15 protein-coding genes are annotated in these 18,548 nt (G+C 60.4%); 7 read left to right on the top strand and 8 right to left on the bottom strand.

Annotated elements, in window-relative coordinates:
- Window positions 1-139: 139 nt before the first annotated feature.
- The 3 genes from hda to JFT85_RS24310 all read right to left on the bottom strand — a co-directional run bounded on the left by hda (window position 140) and on the right by JFT85_RS24310 (window position 3,219).
- Window positions 140-844 (bottom strand): DnaA regulatory inactivator Hda, encoded by a 705-nt coding sequence (gene hda, locus JFT85_RS24320; RefSeq protein ID WP_017134884.1) that lies wholly within the window; start codon window positions 842-844, stop codon window positions 140-142.
- Between the two features lie 204 nt (window positions 845-1,048).
- On the bottom strand, window positions 1,049-2,122 hold the full coding sequence (locus JFT85_RS24315) for an AI-2E family transporter (protein ID WP_201230588.1): 1,074 nt from the start codon (window positions 2,120-2,122) through the stop codon (window positions 1,049-1,051).
- 56 nt (window positions 2,123-2,178) lie between these two features.
- Window positions 2,179-3,219, bottom strand: a complete 1,041-nt coding sequence (locus tag JFT85_RS24310) for a DUF2066 domain-containing protein (protein WP_053257359.1) — start codon at window positions 3,217-3,219, stop codon at window positions 2,179-2,181.
- A 343-nt stretch (window positions 3,220-3,562) separates the two neighbouring features.
- On the opposite strand from JFT85_RS24310, the gene purM reads away from it, so the two are divergent.
- From purM to JFT85_RS24275, 7 genes are all read left to right on the top strand, one after another.
- Window positions 3,563-4,621, top strand: a complete 1,059-nt coding sequence (gene purM, locus JFT85_RS24305) for a phosphoribosylformylglycinamidine cyclo-ligase (protein WP_053257360.1) — start codon at window positions 3,563-3,565, stop codon at window positions 4,619-4,621.
- Window positions 4,621-5,271 (top strand): phosphoribosylglycinamide formyltransferase, encoded by a 651-nt coding sequence (gene purN, locus JFT85_RS24300; RefSeq protein ID WP_053257361.1) that lies wholly within the window; start codon window positions 4,621-4,623, stop codon window positions 5,269-5,271. Before purM ends, purN begins: the two co-directional genes overlap by 1 nt.
- Before the next feature lie 8 nt (window positions 5,272-5,279).
- Complete coding sequence (locus JFT85_RS24295) at window positions 5,280-5,993, top strand: DUF3108 domain-containing protein (protein WP_053257362.1); 714 nt, start codon at window positions 5,280-5,282, stop codon at window positions 5,991-5,993.
- Between the two features lie 377 nt (window positions 5,994-6,370).
- Window positions 6,371-6,559, top strand: coding sequence for a hypothetical protein (locus JFT85_RS24290; protein ID WP_053257363.1), 189 nt, complete (start codon window positions 6,371-6,373; stop codon window positions 6,557-6,559).
- A 372-nt stretch (window positions 6,560-6,931) separates the two neighbouring features.
- Window positions 6,932-8,857: an IucA/IucC family protein gene (locus JFT85_RS24285; RefSeq protein WP_073639086.1), complete on the top strand. Its 1,926-nt coding sequence runs from the start codon at window positions 6,932-6,934 to the stop codon at window positions 8,855-8,857.
- Window positions 8,847-10,058 carry an MFS transporter gene (locus JFT85_RS24280; protein WP_201230587.1) on the top strand — a complete coding sequence of 404 codons (1,212 nt, stop codon included), beginning with the start codon at window positions 8,847-8,849 and terminating at the stop codon, window positions 10,056-10,058. Before JFT85_RS24285 ends, JFT85_RS24280 begins: the two co-directional genes overlap by 11 nt.
- Before the next feature lie 11 nt (window positions 10,059-10,069).
- A complete protein-coding gene (locus tag JFT85_RS24275; protein ID WP_053257366.1) occupies window positions 10,070-12,190 on the top strand; it encodes a TonB-dependent receptor in 2,121 nt (706 codons plus the stop codon).
- Window positions 12,191-12,291: 101 nt separating this feature from the next.
- On the opposite strand, the gene JFT85_RS24270 is transcribed toward JFT85_RS24275, so the two are convergent.
- The 5 genes from JFT85_RS24270 to cysM all read right to left on the bottom strand — a co-directional run bounded on the left by JFT85_RS24270 (window position 12,292) and on the right by cysM (window position 18,499).
- The gene (locus tag JFT85_RS24270; RefSeq protein WP_053257367.1) at window positions 12,292-12,837 is read right to left on the bottom strand and encodes a DUF2058 domain-containing protein; all 546 of its coding nucleotides are present in this window, start codon (window positions 12,835-12,837) and stop codon (window positions 12,292-12,294) included.
- Between the two features lie 25 nt (window positions 12,838-12,862).
- Entirely contained in the window at window positions 12,863-13,696 is an 834-nt protein-coding gene (mazG, locus tag JFT85_RS24265) for a nucleoside triphosphate pyrophosphohydrolase (protein WP_053257368.1), read from the bottom strand.
- 153 nt (window positions 13,697-13,849) lie between these two features.
- Window positions 13,850-16,093 (bottom strand): GTP diphosphokinase, encoded by a 2,244-nt coding sequence (gene relA, locus JFT85_RS24260; protein ID WP_053257369.1) that lies wholly within the window; start codon window positions 16,091-16,093, stop codon window positions 13,850-13,852.
- A 151-nt stretch (window positions 16,094-16,244) separates the two neighbouring features.
- The gene (rlmD, locus tag JFT85_RS24255; protein ID WP_053257370.1) at window positions 16,245-17,597 is read right to left on the bottom strand and encodes a 23S rRNA (uracil(1939)-C(5))-methyltransferase RlmD; all 1,353 of its coding nucleotides are present in this window, start codon (window positions 17,595-17,597) and stop codon (window positions 16,245-16,247) included.
- Window positions 17,597-18,499: a cysteine synthase CysM gene (gene cysM, locus JFT85_RS24250; RefSeq protein WP_053257371.1), complete on the bottom strand. Its 903-nt coding sequence runs from the start codon at window positions 18,497-18,499 to the stop codon at window positions 17,597-17,599. The genes rlmD and cysM overlap by 1 nt, the downstream gene beginning before the upstream one ends.
- Between the last annotated feature and the right edge of the window lie 49 nt (window positions 18,500-18,548).

Here is an 18,548-nt window from a genome sequence, read left to right as displayed (position 1 = left end):
GATCCATGTGACTTCCTGTTTCGACGGCGACATCTAAGCCCTTAACACCCTATACATGCCTTTTGCGTGGCCAAACCGGTCCAAACGCAGGTTTTCTGGCGCCTGAAATTTGCCGAGAGCCGCGAAATACAAGGGCTGGCTACCAGCCAAGGGTTTCCTTGAGGAAAGGGATGGTCAGCTTGCGCTGAGCCTGCAAAGAGGCCTGATCGAGCTGTTCCAGCAAATCGAACAATGCGCTCATGCTGCGGGTGCCGCGCGTGAGAATAAAGTGACCGACTTCATCGGTCAGGTGCAGGCCGCGACGGGATGCGCGTAACTGCAGGGCGCGCAATTTGTCTTCGTCAGACAATGGGCGCATCTGGAAGATCAGCGCCAGGGTCAGGCGCGACTTGAGGTCCGCCAGCTTCACCGGCAGCTCACGCGGCGACGTGGATGCGGCGATCAACAGGCGTCGCCCGCTGTCGCGCAGACGGTTAAACAGGTGAAACAGCGCTTCTTCCCAATCTGCCTTGCCGGCAATCGCCTGCAGATCGTCCAGACAGACCAGCTCGTACTGCTCAAGGTGGTCGAAGATGCCGATGCCACGGTCCATCAACTCAGCCAATGGCAGGTAAACCGCCGGCTCGCCCATTTGCTCGAAGCGCAGGCACGCGGCCTGCAACAGGTGGGTACGCCCCACGCCATGCTTGCCCCACAGATAGATCAGGCTTTCAGTCCACCCGGCGTCGGCTTCGCAGAGCCGCTCGACATAGCCGAGTGCAGCGGCATTGGCGCCTGGGTAGTAATTGATAAAGGTGGCGTCGTCACGCAGACGCACACCCAAGGGCAGCTGAATCGGTTTCATGCTGACTGAACGGCTCCAAACGAACCGTTAGTGGCCTCTGTGTAAAGTTTGCAAAGTTTATACCCGTGACGCCGGGCGCACAATGCAGCAGACCACAAGCAAAATCAAAGGTTTGCGTTAACTCGGGTCAATTTGCGCAAATTGTTTGACACCACGGCTGCATAAACAACAAACCCGGCATAGGCCGGGTTTGTGACGAAGCGATTACAGGTCGGGGTCTTCAACCCCGGTGTACACATCAGAATCCTTGTACAGATCATGAACATGGCGCACCAGCACCATGATCACCGCTGCCACCGGCAGTGCCAGCAGGATGCCAGTAAAACCAAACAGCTCTCCGCCCGCCAGGATCGCAAAGATCACCGCAACCGGGTGCAGACCAATCCGATCCCCGACCAGCAACGGCGTCAACACCATGCCTTCCAGGGCCTGGCCAACCATGAACACCGCAACAATGCCCAGCATCGGATAGAGGTCGCTGCCAAACTGGAACAGCCCGGCCACCAGCGCCGCGCCGATACCAATCACGAAACCCATGTACGGTACGATCGCCGCCAGACCGGCGATCAAGCCGATCAACAGGCCCAGTTCCAAGCCAATCGCCATCAGGCCGGCGGCGTAGATAATCCCCAGGGCCAGCATCACCAGCAACTGGCCTCGCACGAATGCGCCGAGCACCTCGTGGCACTCCTCCGCCAGCGACACAACGCGCTCTTCACTGTTGCGTGGCAGCAGGCTGCGGATTTTGGCCATCATGATGTCCCAGTCACGCAGCAGGTAGAACGCTACCACCGGAATCAGCACCAGGTTGGTCAACCAGCCGATCAGCGCCAGGCTGGACGCCGTGGCCTGGCTCAGGACGACACCGACGATATCGGTGGTCTGCCCCATATGCTCACTGATCGCCGCCTTGACCTTGTCGAATTTCCAGAAACCATCCGCCAGCCCCAGCTTGGCCTGCGCCCACGGCATCGCCGTGTGCTGCAACCAGTCGAGCATCTGCGGCGCCAGTTCATACAAGCGAAACAGTTGCTTGGCCAACATCGGCACCAACACCAGTACCAGCGCGGTGATGATCAACGTGAACAACGCAAACACCGCCACGACACCTAACGTACGCGACAGGCCGGCCTTCTCCAGGCGATCGACCACGGGATCGAACAAATAGGCCAGGAGCAACGCCACCAGAAACGGCGTCAGAATCGAATGCAGCAAGAACACAAACACGCACAGCAGGACAATCCCGCCAAGCCACACCCAACGACGCGTATCCGCCATAAACCACTCCATCTGTTATTTGCTGTCTTCCTTCTATATAGAAGAAGAAACAATAGTTACCAACGAAAACGCAACTGCGCCTGGGGCTCAGGCGCCGCGGCGGGTTGTGTACCCGCCTCCACCGACGGCAACACCTGAGGCTCACCCGCAGGCACTTCCTGCAACTTGGCCAGGCTCAACTGAGTACGCAATTGCTCGGCACTGCCGTTCACGCGATACACAATGCGATTGCCATCAACCCGCAGCGGTTGACCACCAAAGGGTTCAAGCAGATGACCCAGGGCGGCATAGCGCTCCAGGTTCATGCCCTGCACTTCGAGCAGTTGTTCGCTGCTCACACCGGGCTTGACGGCAAAGCGTGGCGCCAGCTTTTGGCTGACCGCGAGCAATACGGCATCGGCGACGGCTGCGGTGTCTGCGCCCTGAGCGGTGCCCTGCTCACTTTTGTCGCCCAGCCACAGACGCCATTTGGCTTGCCACTGGTTGCCTTCCTGGCGGGCATGCACAGCGAGCAAAGCGTCGGCACCATAGCGCTCGGAGGCTGCGCGCAGGGGCGTGGCGTCCGCACTTTCGAGATTGGGCGCAGTCGCAACCACCTGCTCATCCAGATCGCCCAGCGGCAGACGCAGCGGCAGGCCTCGGTGTTGCGCCGCCCGACGCAGCGCGCCGGCGACCGCTTGACCATCACCGACGAGGCTGCTGCCTTCGGTGGAATCATTCAGCCACCAGCCAAGGATTGACGGCCGATTGCTGCCCCAGATCGCCAGGCCCGCACCACGCAGGGCGCGGTCAGTGCTCACCGGGTCAAAGTCGACTTGCAGGCTCTCTGGTGGGCCGGCGTCATAGCCGTACTGGCTGATGATTTGTTGCGGATCCTTGCGAATTGCCGCCAGGCCCGGGCCGTCGGCGGCTTTGGCATCGCCGGTCAGGCGGATGACCAGGGTTTGCACGGCGCGCTGGGTGGCCGCATCGCGCTCTTGAGGCGATTGGCTGCTGACCGGTTCAAGCACTTGATAAAGGCCATTGAGGGTTTCGGCATGACTCGCCAGGCTGACCAACGACAAACAGCCTACAAAGAAGAATTTACACAGACGCATGGAAGATTCCCGAACGACAAATTTAGCGGCTGGAACAGACCGCGTGAACTCGGTTTGGCAAGGCTGTGACCACAGCGACCGGTAAAACATTCACAGGGTCTTGGCAGTTTTTGTACTGTCATAACGATAGCGGGTTAAAGGCTATACCTTAATACACGCCATAACAGGCCCGATTAGCATTTTTTTAACGCCATATGCCCCTGCCCGTCGGCCCGAGGATGGCCGCTGCCCCTCAAGCCTGATAAAATCGCGCGCCTTCGCAGACCGTCAACGGCAAGGCCTTTTACCCAAAGCCCCTGCCCGCTCGGTCGTTACCCCTGAATCCCCCCTAAAGGCCTGGATCATGAGCAAGCAACCCTCCCTGAGCTACAAGGACGCCGGTGTAGACATCGACGCCGGTGAAGCATTGGTCGAACGCATCAAGAGCGTCGCCAAGCGCACTGCGCGCCCCGAAGTCATGGGCGGCCTGGGCGGTTTTGGCGCCCTCTGCGAAATCCCGGCCGGCTACAAACAGCCTGTGCTGGTCTCCGGCACCGACGGTGTGGGCACCAAGCTGCGCCTGGCACTGAACCTGAACAAGCACGACACCATCGGCATCGACCTGGTTGCCATGTGCGTCAACGACCTGGTGGTGTGTGGCGCAGAGCCGCTGTTCTTCCTCGACTACTACGCCACCGGCAAGCTGAACGTGGACACCGCTGCACAAGTGGTGACCGGTATCGGCGCCGGCTGCGAACTGTCGGGTTGCTCGCTGGTGGGCGGCGAAACCGCTGAAATGCCAGGCATGTACGAAGGCGAAGACTACGACCTGGCCGGCTTCTGCGTCGGTGTTGTCGAAAAAGCCGAGATCATCGACGGCTCCAAAGTCGCTGCCGGCGACGCCCTGCTTGCTCTGCCGTCCTCCGGCCCGCACTCCAACGGCTACTCGCTGATCCGCAAGATCATCGAAGTGTCCGGCGCCGACATCGAGAACACCCAGCTCGACGGCAAGCCGCTGACCGACCTGCTGATGGCCCCGACCCGTATCTACGTGAAGCCGCTGCTCAAGCTGATCAAGGACACCGGCGCCGTCAAGGCCATGGCCCACATCACCGGTGGTGGCCTGCTGGACAACATCCCGCGTGTACTGCCAAAAGGCGCCCAGGCGATTGTCGACGTGGCCAGCTGGCAGCGTCCTGCGGTATTCGACTGGCTGCAAGCGCAAGGCAACGTCAACGAAACCGAAATGCACCGCGTGCTGAACTGCGGCGTGGGCATGGTTATCTGCGTGGCTCAAGAGCACGTTGAAATCGCGCTGAACGTACTGCGTGAAGCCGGCGAGCAGCCTTGGGTCATCGGCCAGATCGCCACCGCTCCGGAAGGCGCGGCCCAGGTTGAACTGAAGAACCTTAAGGCGCACTGATGCCTGCAACCTGTGATGTCGTGGTGCTGCTTTCCGGCACCGGCAGTAACTTGCAGGCCTTGATCGACAGCACGCGCACCGGCGACAGCCCGGTGCGCATCGCTGCGGTTATTTCCAACCGCAGCGACGCGTACGGCCTGCAACGCGCGCGGGACGCAGGTATCGAAACCCGCTCCCTGGATCACAAGGCTTTCGAAGGCCGTGAGGCCTTCGACAGCGCCTTGATCGAACTGATCGACGCCTTCAACCCCAAACTGGTGGTCCTCGCCGGCTTCATGCGCATCCTCAGCGCTGACTTCGTGCGGCATTACGAGGGGCGCCTGCTCAATATCCACCCTTCCCTGCTACCCAAGTACAAAGGCATGCACACGCATCAGCGCGCGCTTGACGCTGGCGATAGCGAGCACGGCTGCAGCGTGCACTTTGTAACCGAGGAACTCGATGGCGGGCCTCTGGTCGTACAGGCAGTGGTTCCGGTAGAGTCTGCGGACTCAGCGCAGACGCTTGCGCAACGGGTTCATACCCAGGAACACAGGATTTACCCGCTGGCTGTTCGCTGGTTTGCCGAAGGACGATTGATTCTCGGCGAACAGGGTGCATTATTGGACGGTCAGTTACTCGCGGCCAGCGGCCACTTGATTCGAACCTAGGAGATTTTATGCGTCGCGCCTTGCTCTTCGCTTTTGCGCTGTTCGCCTTGCCCGCCGTGCAAGCAGCAGACCTTCACCCGTTCTCCGCCAGCTACACCGCCGACTGGAAACAGTTGCCCATGAGCGGTTCGGCCGAACGCAGCCTGACCAAAAATGACAATGGCTCATGGACCTTGAATTTCAAGGCCTCGATGATGATTGCCAGCCTCACCGAAACCAGCGTGATCACCCTGGACAAGGACGCACTGCAACCGAAGAGCTACACCTTCGAGCGCGGCGGCCTGGGCAAGGCGAAGAAGATCAATCTGGACTTCGACCACGCCACCAACAAGGTCACCGGCTTCGAAAACAAAGACCCGGTCAACGTCACTCTCGAAAGCGGCATGCTCGACAAGTCGACCTACCAGCTTGCCCTGCAGCGTGACGTCGCCGCCGGCAAGAAAAGCATGAGCTACCGCGTAGTCGAGGGCACCGACGTCGACACCTACGACTTCCGCGTGATCGGCCCGGAAAAGGTCCAGACCAAAGCCGGCGCTATCGATGCTATCAAGGTCGAGCGCGTGCGCGATCCATCGCAAAGCAAGCGCATCACCCAGATGTGGTTTGCCAAGGACTGGGGCGGCATCCTGGTTGCCCTGCGTCAGGTGGAAACCGACGGCAAGGAATACAACATCATGCTGTTGGACGGCACCGTTGACGGCAAGGCTGTCAAAGGCAGCTGATAGGCTGATGAGCTGAAAAAAGGAGCCTCGCTGAATGCGGGGCTTTTTTTCGCCCGGGATTTTTCAGTCAGGCGAATACCGCTATCGCAGGCAAGCCAGCGCCCACATTGGAATGCATTTCAAGGGTAGGCGCTGGCTTGCCTGCGATGCCGTCAGCACGGCCGAGCCACGCCTGAAAGCCTCCCAAAACATGAAACTTTTGTCATAAAACTCAGCACCCTGCGACGCAATGCCGCGGTTTACGGGGCCTGCAGGAATGTTGCGGTTTATGCAAAGAATTGTTGCGCGCAAAATCGGTTTACTTAGCAAGCTAACAAAACATATAAAAGAGGCCTGCGACGACTTGCCGCAGATCAACCAGAGATTGGAGCAAGCAGATGACTGTAAAAGTAACTGAACGCGACGATGCACACATGTCTCATGAAGCACTGGGCCATGGGATTCACATCTGGGATGTACATCAACAAGACCAACTGGTCGGCATGTTCCACAACGAGAACGAAGCCCACAATTATAAAAACGAGCTCGAAATTCTTGAGATGAAACGCCAGGCACAAAGCTCCTGAGACTCTGATATCGCATAGACGCCCGGCCCCACGCAGCCGGGCCGTCTACACAAAAAACCCGCCCAATGAGCGGGTTTTTTGCATTTCATACGCCGCGTTTTTTCCGGCGCGCCTGTGCAATCGTACAAAACCGGGTACATCCTACAACGCACTACACGCCGCCCTTCCTCCCTGAAGCAGCCTGCTCCAGGCGCCTTCAGTGCCATGTCACAGCGTTCCCTGAGCGCATTCGTTGCCGGCTGGTCTCGCCTTCCGCCCCGCTTGAATAAACGCTTGTGCAAAAAGCGTAACAACAAATAGACATTTGGTAATAATTCTCGATACCATTCGCACGCCTTTCACCCAGGATCACGGATAAGGAATTCGACTTTGATGCACGGACACAACAGCACGCCGGAAAAATCCCTGCTTGAGCGTTGGGCTGAAGCACTTGCCACGCCGCAATTCCTGGCCAATCGCATTACCCTTGATGCACTGATCAACACCCTGGCGCCCGCCGCCGAGCGCAGTTTCCAACGCCTGATCCAGGCACTGTTTCGTGAAGGCCTGCTGGACCCCAACACGCGCACCTATGACGAACGCGGCCACTGCTGGCTGGCACTGCCTGACCAAACCCGTCTGCGCTTCGATCACCTGAAACCCGGCCGCATGGGCAGCTGGGACCTGCGCGGCCAGGTCACGCTGCTACGTAACGACCAGACCGAGCAAAAGATTCAATTCCCGTCGCAATTACTGACGCTGCTTAACGAGCGCCTCGAATCATCGGCCGACCTGAGCGTCTTGAGTCGTCTCAACAGCGAAATCGATGACAGCTTTGTCAACGACACGCTATGCCTCGCTTTTCACCAGCAGTGGACACTCAAGCTGCACGCCGCGATGGACCCGGCCCATCAGCACAATCTGCTCAGCTACCTCAAGAGTGACGCAAGCGTGACCAACGCCACGTCGGTCCTTGAACAGTGGGGCACGCTCGGCCATCCGTGGCACCCCAACTACAAGACCAAGCTGGGCTTGGCTACCGACCAAGTGATCGATTTCTCACCGGAGTTCGAAGCACGCTTCCCGGTATTCCTTTGCGCGCTGCACCGCCAATATGCGCACGTCGAAGTCTTGGCCGATACCGCAGATTACTGGCAGTGGTGGCAACAGCACTTCCCACAGGCCGCCCGACAATTGACCGCAGCACTCGCGGCACAGGGGCTTGAGGCGGCTGACTATCTGCCGCTGCCTGCTCACCCTTGGCAGGCGCGCCAGGAGCTACCGCAACTGTTCGCCAACGAAATCGGCGACAAGCTGCTGGTGCTGACCGATATCGTCGCGTTTACCGCCCACCCGACGATGTCGTTCAGAACCGTGCTGCCGGAAGGCCGCTGCGACGCGCCGATGGTCAAACTCCCGGTCTCACTGCGCCTGACCAGCGTGCAACGAACGGTTTCACCACGCTCGGCGCGCATGGGCCCGCGAATCAGCCACTTGCTGCTGACGATCCTTGGGCGCGAACCTGCACTTCAGCGAATCCTCAGCATCGTCCCCGAACGGATCGGGGTGCATTTCAAACCCCAACCGGCCAATGATGAGCACGCTCGCCACCTGGCCGTTCTCTACCGCGACAACCCGCAGAGCCTGCTCCAACCGGGCGAAATGGCCGTTCCGGTAGGCAGCCTGTTTGCCATCGACCAGCACGGCCAACCACTGCTGAGGCAATGGGTACGCCTGAGTAAAGGCCAGGACAGCGCCGATGCCATGCTTGCGTTCTTTCGCGACTATGCCGCGATCGCCGTACCGGCACTGTTGGGCATGTACCTGCGCTATGGCGTTGCCTTCGAGGCGCACCAGCAGAACTCGTTCATGGTCATGGCCGCAGACGGCCAATTGAGCCGACTGTTGTTGCGCGACTTCGGTGATATTCGAATCGACCGCAAGACCTTGCACGCCCACGGTTTGGATATCGAACTGCACGACCCCAAGATGACGCTGTACGACGATGCGGGCTTTGTACGTGACAAGTTGCTGCACACGGTATTCATGTGCCACTTGGGCGAACTGGTATTGCTCAGTGCACGCCACTTCGATATTCCCCAGGGGTTGCTCTGGAATGAGCTGTCGGCCCACGTCAGCCAGTGTTTCGACGACGTGCGCAGCCAAGTCGAACCACAGCGTTGGGCGACCGAGCGCGCAGCCCTGCTGGAACAGGACTGGCCGGCCAAGTCGTTCATGCGCATGCGCCTGCTGGAAAGCCATGCGGATATCGTCGGGCGGCTGCCCAACCCGCTGAGTGCCGCCGCCAATGGCAGCTAACCACAGCACGCTGCGGCTGCTGGTGGTGATTCAACTGGTGTCGATGGGGGCCATGGAAATGAGTGGCCCCTTCTGGCCCTTGCAGATCCAGAAGCTGCTCGGCGCGGCCAATGCGCAATACACCGGCCTGCTGTCTTCACTGGTGTATGCCGGGCCGATGATGGCGGCGATGATCCTGACGCCAATGTGGGGGCGCCTGGGTGACCGTACCGGCCACAAGCCGATGATCATTCGGGCACTGCTGGCGTTGGCGGTGTGCCAGGCGTTGGCCGCTATCACCTTCGATCCGTGGCTGCTGGTGGCGATCAGAGTGGCGCAAGGCGCGCTGGCCGGCTTTATCGCAGCGGCTCAGGCCTACGCACTGGCCTGCTGTGGTGATAGCGGGCGCGGGCACATTCTGGCGCGACTGCAATCGGCAACCGCGGTGGGGTCACTGGCTGGGCCGGTGTTGGGCGGCTGGCTGATGGATATCTCCGGCTTCGCACTGCTGTGCTACAGCGCCACCGCCGTCTGCCTGAGCTGTGCAGTGATCAGCGTGTTCCTGCCCAGCGATGCACCGCGCTCGCGGCCAGCGCGCACGTCCGCACCCGCCGCACTGCCCAAAGGCTGGCTCGGCGCAATGCTGGGGATCATCGTATTGATTCAGGCTGCCAAGATGATGCCTCAGCCGTTTTATGCCCTGTACGTCGCCGATGTGTTACAGGCGCCCGCCTGGTTGATCGGGGCCAGCTATGCCGCCAGCGCACTCACGCTGGCAGTGTCCGCGCCGCTGTGGGGCCGGCTGTTTGACCGCCATCAACCCGCACACACGTTGCGCATTATCGAATGGGTCACCTGGTCTTGCGCCTTGACGCTGGCCTTCACGGCGATGGCTAACGAATGGCTCGGCTTCCTCGCCAGCCGGTTGCTGTGGGGCGTGTGGCAAGGCGCCTTGCTGCCCGTCGCCTACACGTTGATCGCCAATACCGTTGCGCCCAGCCAAAAGGGTTTTGCCCTGGGCATGGGCAATAGCGCCGCCAAAGCCGGCGCGCTGTGCGGCGCCTTGATGGGCGGCATCGGCATGGGAATGGTGGGTTTGGCGCACAGCTTTTGGCTGGTCGCGCTCACGTACGCCTTGGCCGCCCTGGGTATCCGCGCGATCCGTTCGTTCACCCGAACACCCGAATCATCCGGTTTTTCTGTCAATACTTCTAATAACTGAAAGGCAAGGTCATGAACAAACTGCAACTGGCAGCCCTGCTGCCCCTGCTTGGATCTATGAGCGGCCCAGCCTGGGCCGATCAAGTCGAAGAGACCCAAACAGCGCCCACCAATCTGCAATTACAGGCAACGGTGGTTTCGGCCACACGCAATGAAACCAGTATTGCGGCGATTCCAGGCTCTGTGCAGGTCATCAGCGAAGACCAGATCCGCCAGCAGACGGGTGCGGGACGCCGGGTTGCGGATATGCTCGGGCAACTGGTGCCAGGCATTGCGCCCTCCAGTGGTGGCATGAGCAACTTCGGCCAGACGCTTCGCGGGCGCAATACGCTGATCCTGATCGATGGCGTCTCGCAGAACGCCACGCGCGACAACTTCCGCCAGCTCAACAGCGTGGCACCGGAAAGCATCGAGCGCATTGAAGTGATTTCCGGCGCCAGCAGTGTCTACGGTGCCGGTGCATCAGGCGGCATCATCAACATCATCACCAAGCGCAACAAAGGTGAAGACCTGGCCTTCAGCAGTAAAATCGGCATGACCGCCGGCAACAACCTCAGCCACAAAGGTTTCTCCTACGAAGCCTTCCAGAGCGCAACGGGCCGTCAGGGCCCTGTGGACTGGTATCTTTCCGGCAACTACGTACAACGCAACGATCAGTTCGACGGCAACGGAAAACGCATTCCCCAGGACACGTCCCAGGGCAGCAACATGGACACCGGCACCTATGACCTGCAAGGTCGCTTCGGCTACGAGCTGGATGACGACAAAAAGATCAGCCTGTCGCTGCAAGACTACAAAGACGAACAAGACACCCGTTACACCAAGGACCCACGCAACGCGAATACCGCCGTCGCCGTGAAAGGCCTTGACCTGGATGACCAACCCTTCACCCACAACCAGGCGGTCAACCTTAACTACGCCGACAAAGATTTCTATGGCCAGGGCTTGCAGGTCGAGAGTTACTGGCGGCGTGCCGACGCGTTGTTCTTCCCGGACCTGTCGCGTGGCCGCGCCGGGGTCTCCGACAACAACAGCGTGCAGGATGTCTACGGCTTGCGCGCGGCGATCGATACGCAAATGCCGGACATCGGCCCGGCCACCGGCAATCTGGTCTGGGGCGCTGACTATGACCATGAAACCTCACGCCAGCGCGGCGACCAGTACCGCGTCAACGGCCTGAACTACACCAAGACCGGCACCACATTCGAAATGGGCCCGGACATCGCCACCAGCACCAAAGCGATCTTTGGGCAACTGTCCTACGACATCGATGACTGGACCTTGCGGGGTGGCGTACGCCGCGAGTGGATCGAAAGCGAGGTTTCCGACAGCATCGCTTATGGCGAAATCGTCCAGACCGGCAATCGCGCGACACTGCCGGGCGGCACGCTCAAATACGATGACACCCTCTATAACCTTGGCGCGGTGTATCACCTGAGCGAAAACCAGGATGTGTTCGTCAACTTCAGCCAGGGCTTTTCCCTGCCGGATATCCAGCGTTTCCTGCGTGATGTGAACAGCAAGTACGACATTCAAAACCTGAATGCCCAAGCGCTCAAGGTCGACAGCTACGAGCTGGGCTGGCGTGGCAATTGGGATAAGTGGCTGGCCAGCGTCACGGCGTATGAAAACACCTCGGATGTCACCCAGTTCTATGATGCCAATGACCGTGTACTGCGCCTGATCAATCAGAAAGAGCGTGTGCGCGGCGTTGAAACCAGTCTGACGTACAACTTCACCGATCAATGGTCGGTAGGGGGTACTTACGCTTACGCCAAAGGCGAGACCCAGCAGAACGGTAAATGGATCGACCTGCCTGCCACACGCATCTCTCCCGCCAAGACCACCGCCTTTATCGGCTACGACCGTGGCGACTACAGCCTGCGCCTGCAAGGTATGCGCCTGGCCGACTATGACGCTGCGTTCAAAGACAACAACGGCCGCGACATCAAAGGCTACACGCTGGCCGACCTGTTGGGCTCGGTGAGGTTGCCGGTAGGTCGCCTCGAAGGTGCGGTGTACAACCTCACCAACCGCAACTACCAGAACATGTTCGCCCAGGCCAACGCACGTGCACCGTACCCGAATGCCGAAGGTCGTACCTTCAGCCTGAGTTACGCAGTGGATTGGTGAGTGGCTGACGCGACGGGTTAAACCACAAACCCCGCTTTTTGAGCGGGGTTTGTGTTTGCTGGCAGGGGCGAGCCCTTCACCACACGGATGTTTTTACAGCCTTACCACATCAGATCATCCGGGATCTGGTAGGCGGCGTACGGATCATCCTCGTCCGGCACCTGGCTTTCGGTGAGGATATTGAGCTGCACGATGCGCTCCGGTGCACGCTCCTGGATCTTCAGCGCCGCCTCGCGCGGGATGACCTCGTAACCGCCGCCGTGGTGCACGATCGCCAGGGAGCCATTGCTGAGCTTGTTGCGCATCAGCGTGTTGACCGACAGGCGCTTGACCTTCTTGTCGTCCACGAAGTTGTAGTAGTCCTCAGTGGTCAACTTGGGCAGGCGCGAGGTCTCGATCAGTTGCTTGACCTGAGCCGTGCGGGCCTTGGCCTCGGCTTTTTCCTGCTGCAGGCGGTTCAGCTCCTGGTCACGCTTGACCTTCTCGGCATGCGCCTCAGCGGCCAGGCGTGCCTGGGTATCATCCACTTCGGCCTGGCCTTTATGGACCAGGCGCTGCTGCTTCTGTTTCTCTTTGCCGACCTGCTTGGCCTGCTTTTGGTTGACCAGACCTGCTTTAAGCAACTGGTCGCGAAGGGAAAGGCTCATGGTGCTTACTCACTTAGGCAACTGCTCAACCGCAGCTGGACACATTCTTTTCCTGACGTTTGGCTTCGCCCCACAGGGCGTCCAACTCTTCGAGGGTGCAATCTTCTATGGGACGGTGGGTCTGGCGCAATGCCTGTTCGATAAATCGGAAACGTCGTTCGAACTTGGCATTAGCACCACGCAGCGCAGTTTCCGGGTCAACCTTGAGATGACGTGCCAGGTTAACTGCGGCAAACAGCAGGTCACCGACCTCATCGGCAATCGCCACCGAATCGTTATCGGCCATGGCTTCGAGCACTTCATCCAGCTCTTCGCGCACATTGTCCACCACCGGCAACGCCGCAGGCCAGTCGAAACCGACCTGGCTGGCGCGCTTTTGCAATTTGGCGGCACGGGACAACGAGGGTAAGGCGGCAGGCACATCATCCAGCAGGGAAAGTTGCTCAGGCGCGTCGGATTTCTGCGCACGCTCTTCGGCCTTGATCTGCTCCCAGCGCGCCTTGACTTGCTCTTCGCTTAACTGCGGGATATCCAGCGGCGCATACAAATCCCCCGTAGGGAACACATGAGGATGGCGGCGGATGAGCTTGCGGGTAATGCTGTCGATCACCCCGGCAAATTCAAAGCGCCCTTCTTCTCGCGCCAGCTGGCTGTAATACACCACTTGGAATAACAGGTCACCCAACTCGCCTTGCAGATGATCAAAGTCGCCACGCTCGATGGCGTCGGCCACTTCGTAAGCCTCTTCCAGGGTGTGCGGGACAATGGTTGCGTAGGTTTGCTTGATGTCCCACGGGCACCCGTATGTGGGGTCGCGCAGGCGGTTCATCAGGTGCAGCAGGTCTTCAAGTGAATACATCAGTCTCTTCCGCAGAAGTGGGAACGCTGAAGATCAAATGTGGGAGCTGGCTTGCTCGCGAAGGCGGTGGGTCAGTCAAAGCATCTTGCACTGACACACCGATTTCGCGAGCAAGCCCGCTCCCACATTTTCAGTCCGCGCTCATCCAGCTACTCATGGTGTGCGATTACGCCGCGTCTCGATGATGTTCGGCAACTGGGAAATCCGCCCCAGCAGCCGCCCCAACGCATCCAGCCCCGGAATCTCGATGGTCAGGGACATCAACGCGGTGTTGTCCTCTTTATTCGAGCGGGTGTTGACCGCCAGCACGTTGATCCGTTCGTTGAGCAGCACTTGCGACACGTCACGCAGCAAACCGGAACGGTCGTAGGCACGGATGATGATGTCCACCGGGTAGGTGAGCACCGGCACCGGGCCCCAACTGACCTGGATGATCCGCTCCGGCTCGCGCCCGCCCAGTTGCAGCACCGAGGCGCAATCCTGGCGGTGAATGCTCACGCCACGGCCCTGGGTGATGTAACCGACGATGGCGTCGCCCGGCAACGGTTGGCAGCAACCGGCCATTTGCGTCATCAGGTTGCCCACGCCCTGGATCTGGATATCACCGCGCTTGCCCGGTTTGTAGCCGGTGGCTTTGCGTGGAATCAGCTCCAGTTGCTCGCTGCCACGCTCCGGCTCTACCAACTGTTGGGCGAGGTTGACCAACTGCGCCAGACGCAGGTCGCCGGCACCGAGTGCCGCGAACATGTCCTCGGCGATCTTCATGTTGGCCTTTTCGGCCAGCTTGTCGAAGTCCACCTGCGGCAAGCCCAGACGCGCCAGTTCGCGCTCGAGCAAGGTTTTGCCGGCCGCGACGTTCTGGTCGCGCGCCTGCAATTTGAACCAGTGGACGATTTTCGCCCGCGCCCGCGACGTGGTGATGTAACCCAGGTTCGGGTTCAGCCAGTCGCGGCTCGGCGTGCCGTGCTTGCTGGTGATGATCTCGACCTGTTCACCGGTCTGCAGGCTGTAGTTGAGCGGCACGATGCGCCCGTTGATCTTGGCGCCCCGGCAGTTGTGGCCGATTTCGGTGTGTACACGGTAGGCGAAGTCCAGCGGCGTAGCGCCCTTGGGCAAGTCGATGGCGTGGCCGTCGGGGGTGAAGATATAGACCCGGTCCGGCTCGATATCCACCCGCAGCTGTTCCGCCAGGCCGCCGATGTCGCCGAGTTCTTCGTGCCACTCGAGCACTTGGCGCAGCCAGGAGATTTTCTCTTCGTACTGGTTGGACCCGGCCTTGACGTCGGTGCCCTTGTAACGCCAGTGCGCGCACACCCCCAGCTCGGCCTCCTCGTGCATGGCGTGGGTGCGGATCTGCACTTCCAGCACCTTGCCTTCGGGACCGATCACTGCGGTGTGCAGCGAGCGATAGCCGTTTTCCTTGGGGTTGGCGATGTAGTCGTCAAACTCCTTGGGAATGTGCCGCCACAAGGTGTGGACGATACCCAGCGCGGTGTAGCAATCGCGCATTTCCGGCACCAGCACACGCACCGCGCGCACGTCGTAGATCTGGCTGAACGCCAGGCCCTTGCGCTGCATTTTGCGCCAGATGGAGTAGATGTGTTTGGCACGGCCGCTGATGTCGGCGTCGACACCGGTGGCCTGCAACTCGGAACGCAGCTGGCCCATCACGTCGGTAATGAAGCGCTCACGGTCAAGGCGCCGCTCGTGCAGCAGCGTGGCAATCTGTTTGTACTGATCGGGTTCGAGGTAGCGGAAGGACAAGTCCTCCAGCTCCCATTTGATATGGCCGATACCGAGGCGGTGCGCCAGCGGCGCATAGATGTCGAACACCTCACGGGCCACGCGGTTGCGCTTTTCGTCATCGGCAGTCTTCACCGCACGGATCGCGCAGGTGCGTTCGGCCAGCTTGATCAGCGCGACGCGCACGTCGTCGACCATCGCCACCAGCATCTTGCGCAGGTTCTCGACCTGGCCCTGGGTGCCCAGCACCATGGACTGACGCGGGCTGAGGCTGGCGCTGATGGCCGCCATGCGCAGCACGCCGTCGATCAGTTTGGCGACCACGGCACCGAAACGCTGGCTGACCAGCGGTAACGCAATATGCCCTTCGCGTACGCCGCGATAAAGCACAGCGGCGATCAGCGAATCCTGGTCCAGCTTGAGATCGGCGAGGATCTCGGCGATTTCCAACCCGGTGCGAAAGCTTGACGTGCCCTCCGCCCACAGGTTTTTGGCCGCATTGTCTTGCTGTTCAGACTCACGAGCGAACTCGCAGGCTGCTTTCAAGGCTTCACGGTCCAGTGCCGGGTCGACACTGACGGCATGATCCAGCCATGCCTCGAGATTGATACTGCCGTCGGTGTTGATCGGCTGGTGTGCTCTCACCTGTACCATCTTGCTTACCTTCCCTACGACGCACCTTCAATGCGCCAAAAATCATCGCTGACCTGCTGCGTAACCCAAGCCCTGCAACCCTAGGCTACGTACTACTCCCTGACAGGTCACGGCCCAGGAGACGACAGGCCAGTCGGATTAAACGGGCATCCTAGCCCGCTTCAAATAACGCCATGGCCTCGACATGAGCTGTCTGTGGAAACATGTCGAGGATCCCGGCACGTTTTAGCCGGTAGCCCTGCTTGACCAACTCAACCGTGTCCCGCGCCAGCGTGGCTGGATTGCAGGACACATACACCAAGCGCTTGGCGCCCAGCGTGGCGAGCTTGCGCACAACCTCCAGGGCACCATCACGGGGTGGGTCCAAGAGTACCGCAGAAAAGCCCTGTTTGGCCCACTCTGCGTCAGTCAAAGGCTGGGACAAATCGGCCTGAAAAAACTGCACATTATGCAAATTGTTGCTGACGGCATTCTGTGCCGCCCGGTCGACCATGGTCTGCACGCCTTCTACCGCAACCACTTCGCGCACCTGACGCGCCAGTGGCAAGGCGAAATTGCCCAGCCCACAAAACAGGTCCAGCACCCGATCGTCGGGCTGTGGCGCCAGCCATTCCAGGGCTTGCGCGACCATCGCTTCGTTCACACCGGCATTCACCTGCACAAAGTCGCCGGGCCGATAGGCCAGCGCCAATTCCCACTGCTCCAGCCGATAGCCCAGCGCGGTATCAGCCTCGACCGGTTCCGGCTGGCCCTCGCCATGCAGCCATAATTGGGCTTCATGGAAGGCGCAAAATTCGTTCAACACCTGCAGGTCCGCCTCGGACAGCGGCGCCATGTGCCGCAGCAGCACGGCAATGGAGGAGCCACTGAACAATTCCACGTGCCCCAACGCCTGGGGTTTGCTCAGGCGGCGCAGCATATTCGGCAAACGCTGCATGATCGGTTGCAAGGCCTGTACCAGCACCGGGCAATCATCGATGGCGACGATGTCCTGGCTGGCCACGGCGCGAAAACCCACTTCGAGTTTTTTCGCCTTGGCATCCCAGCGCACCGCGACGCGAGCGCGGCGGCGGTAAGCGAATTCCGGCCCACTCAAAGGGGCCGCCCACTCTTGCGGTTCGACACCGGCCACGCGGGACAGTTGCTCGGCGAGCATGCGCTGTTTCAGGGCGAGTTGTTCGTCGTGGGGCAAGTGCTGCACGCTGCAACCACCGCAGCGGCCGAAGTGCATGCACGGCGCCGGGCGGCGCAACTCACTGGCCTTGAACACGCGCTCGGTACGGGCCTCGACCACTTTACCGTGGGTGCCCAGTACTCGCGCTTCGACTTCTTCGCCAGCCAGCGCGCCATTCACGAACCAGGTACGCCCTTCAAAAAACACAATGCCCCGGCCGTCATTGGCCAGGCGCTCGATGCTCAGGCGCTGCTTCTTGCCCACCGGAATCTGCGGGGCCCGGCTGCCGCCGGTCGGTTGGAAGCGCAGGCCTCTCTCATGCTTGGCCATCAGTTGGGTTCGTCAAAAATGCCGGTCGACAGGTAACGGTCGCCTCGGTCACAGATGATCGCGACGATCACCGCGTTTTGCACTTCTTTGGACAAGCGCAACATACCGGCCACGGCGCCACCGGAAGACACGCCACAGAAGATGCCTTCTTCACGTGCCAGGCGGCGGGTGGTGTCTTCGGCTTCACGCTGGGCCATGTCGATGATGCGGTCCACGCGCGTCGCGTTGTAGATCTTCGGCAGGTACTCTTCGGGCCAACGGCGAATGCCGGGGATAGCCGCACCTTCCATCGGTTGCAGACCGACGATCTGAATCGCCGGGTTCTGCTCCTTGAGGTAGCGCGAGTTGCCCATGATGGTGCCAGTCGTGCCCATGGAGCTGACGAAATGGGTGATGGTGCCCTGGGTCTGGCGCCAGATTTCCGGGCCGGTGCTGGTGTAGTGCGCCTCGGGGTTATCGCCGTTGGCAAACTGGTCCAGCACCACGCCACGGCCTTCGGCGGCCATGCGCTCGGCGAGGTCACGCGCGCCTTCCATGCCTTCTTCCTGGGTAACCAGGATCAGCTGGGCGCCGTAGGCGGTCATGGCCGCCTTGCGCTCGGCGCTGCCGTTGTCGGGCATGATCAACACCATCTTGTAGCCTTTGATCGCCGCGGCCATGGCCAGGGCGATCCCGGTGTTACCCGAGGTGGCTTCGATCAGGGTGTCGCCGGGCTTGATCTGCCCGCGCAGCTCGGCGCGGGTGATCATCGACAGCGCCGGGCGGTCCTTGACGGAACCGGCCGGGTTGTTCCCTTCGAGCTTGAGCAACAGGGTATTGCTGGTTTCACCCGCCATGCGTTGCAAGCGGACCAGGGGCGTGTTGCCGACGCAATCGGCGATTGTAGGGTACTGCAAGGTCATGGCGTATTCGCAATCCAGACTGCGGGGGCGAACATCATACCGGGAAAGG

It is taken from the genome of Pseudomonas sp. TH04 (assembly GCF_016651355.1).
Classification (GTDB): domain Bacteria; phylum Pseudomonadota; class Gammaproteobacteria; order Pseudomonadales; family Pseudomonadaceae; genus Aquipseudomonas; species Aquipseudomonas fluorescens.
The sequence above is the reverse complement of the archived record's forward strand: the minus strand, read 5'-3'. Positions and strand labels throughout refer to the sequence as shown.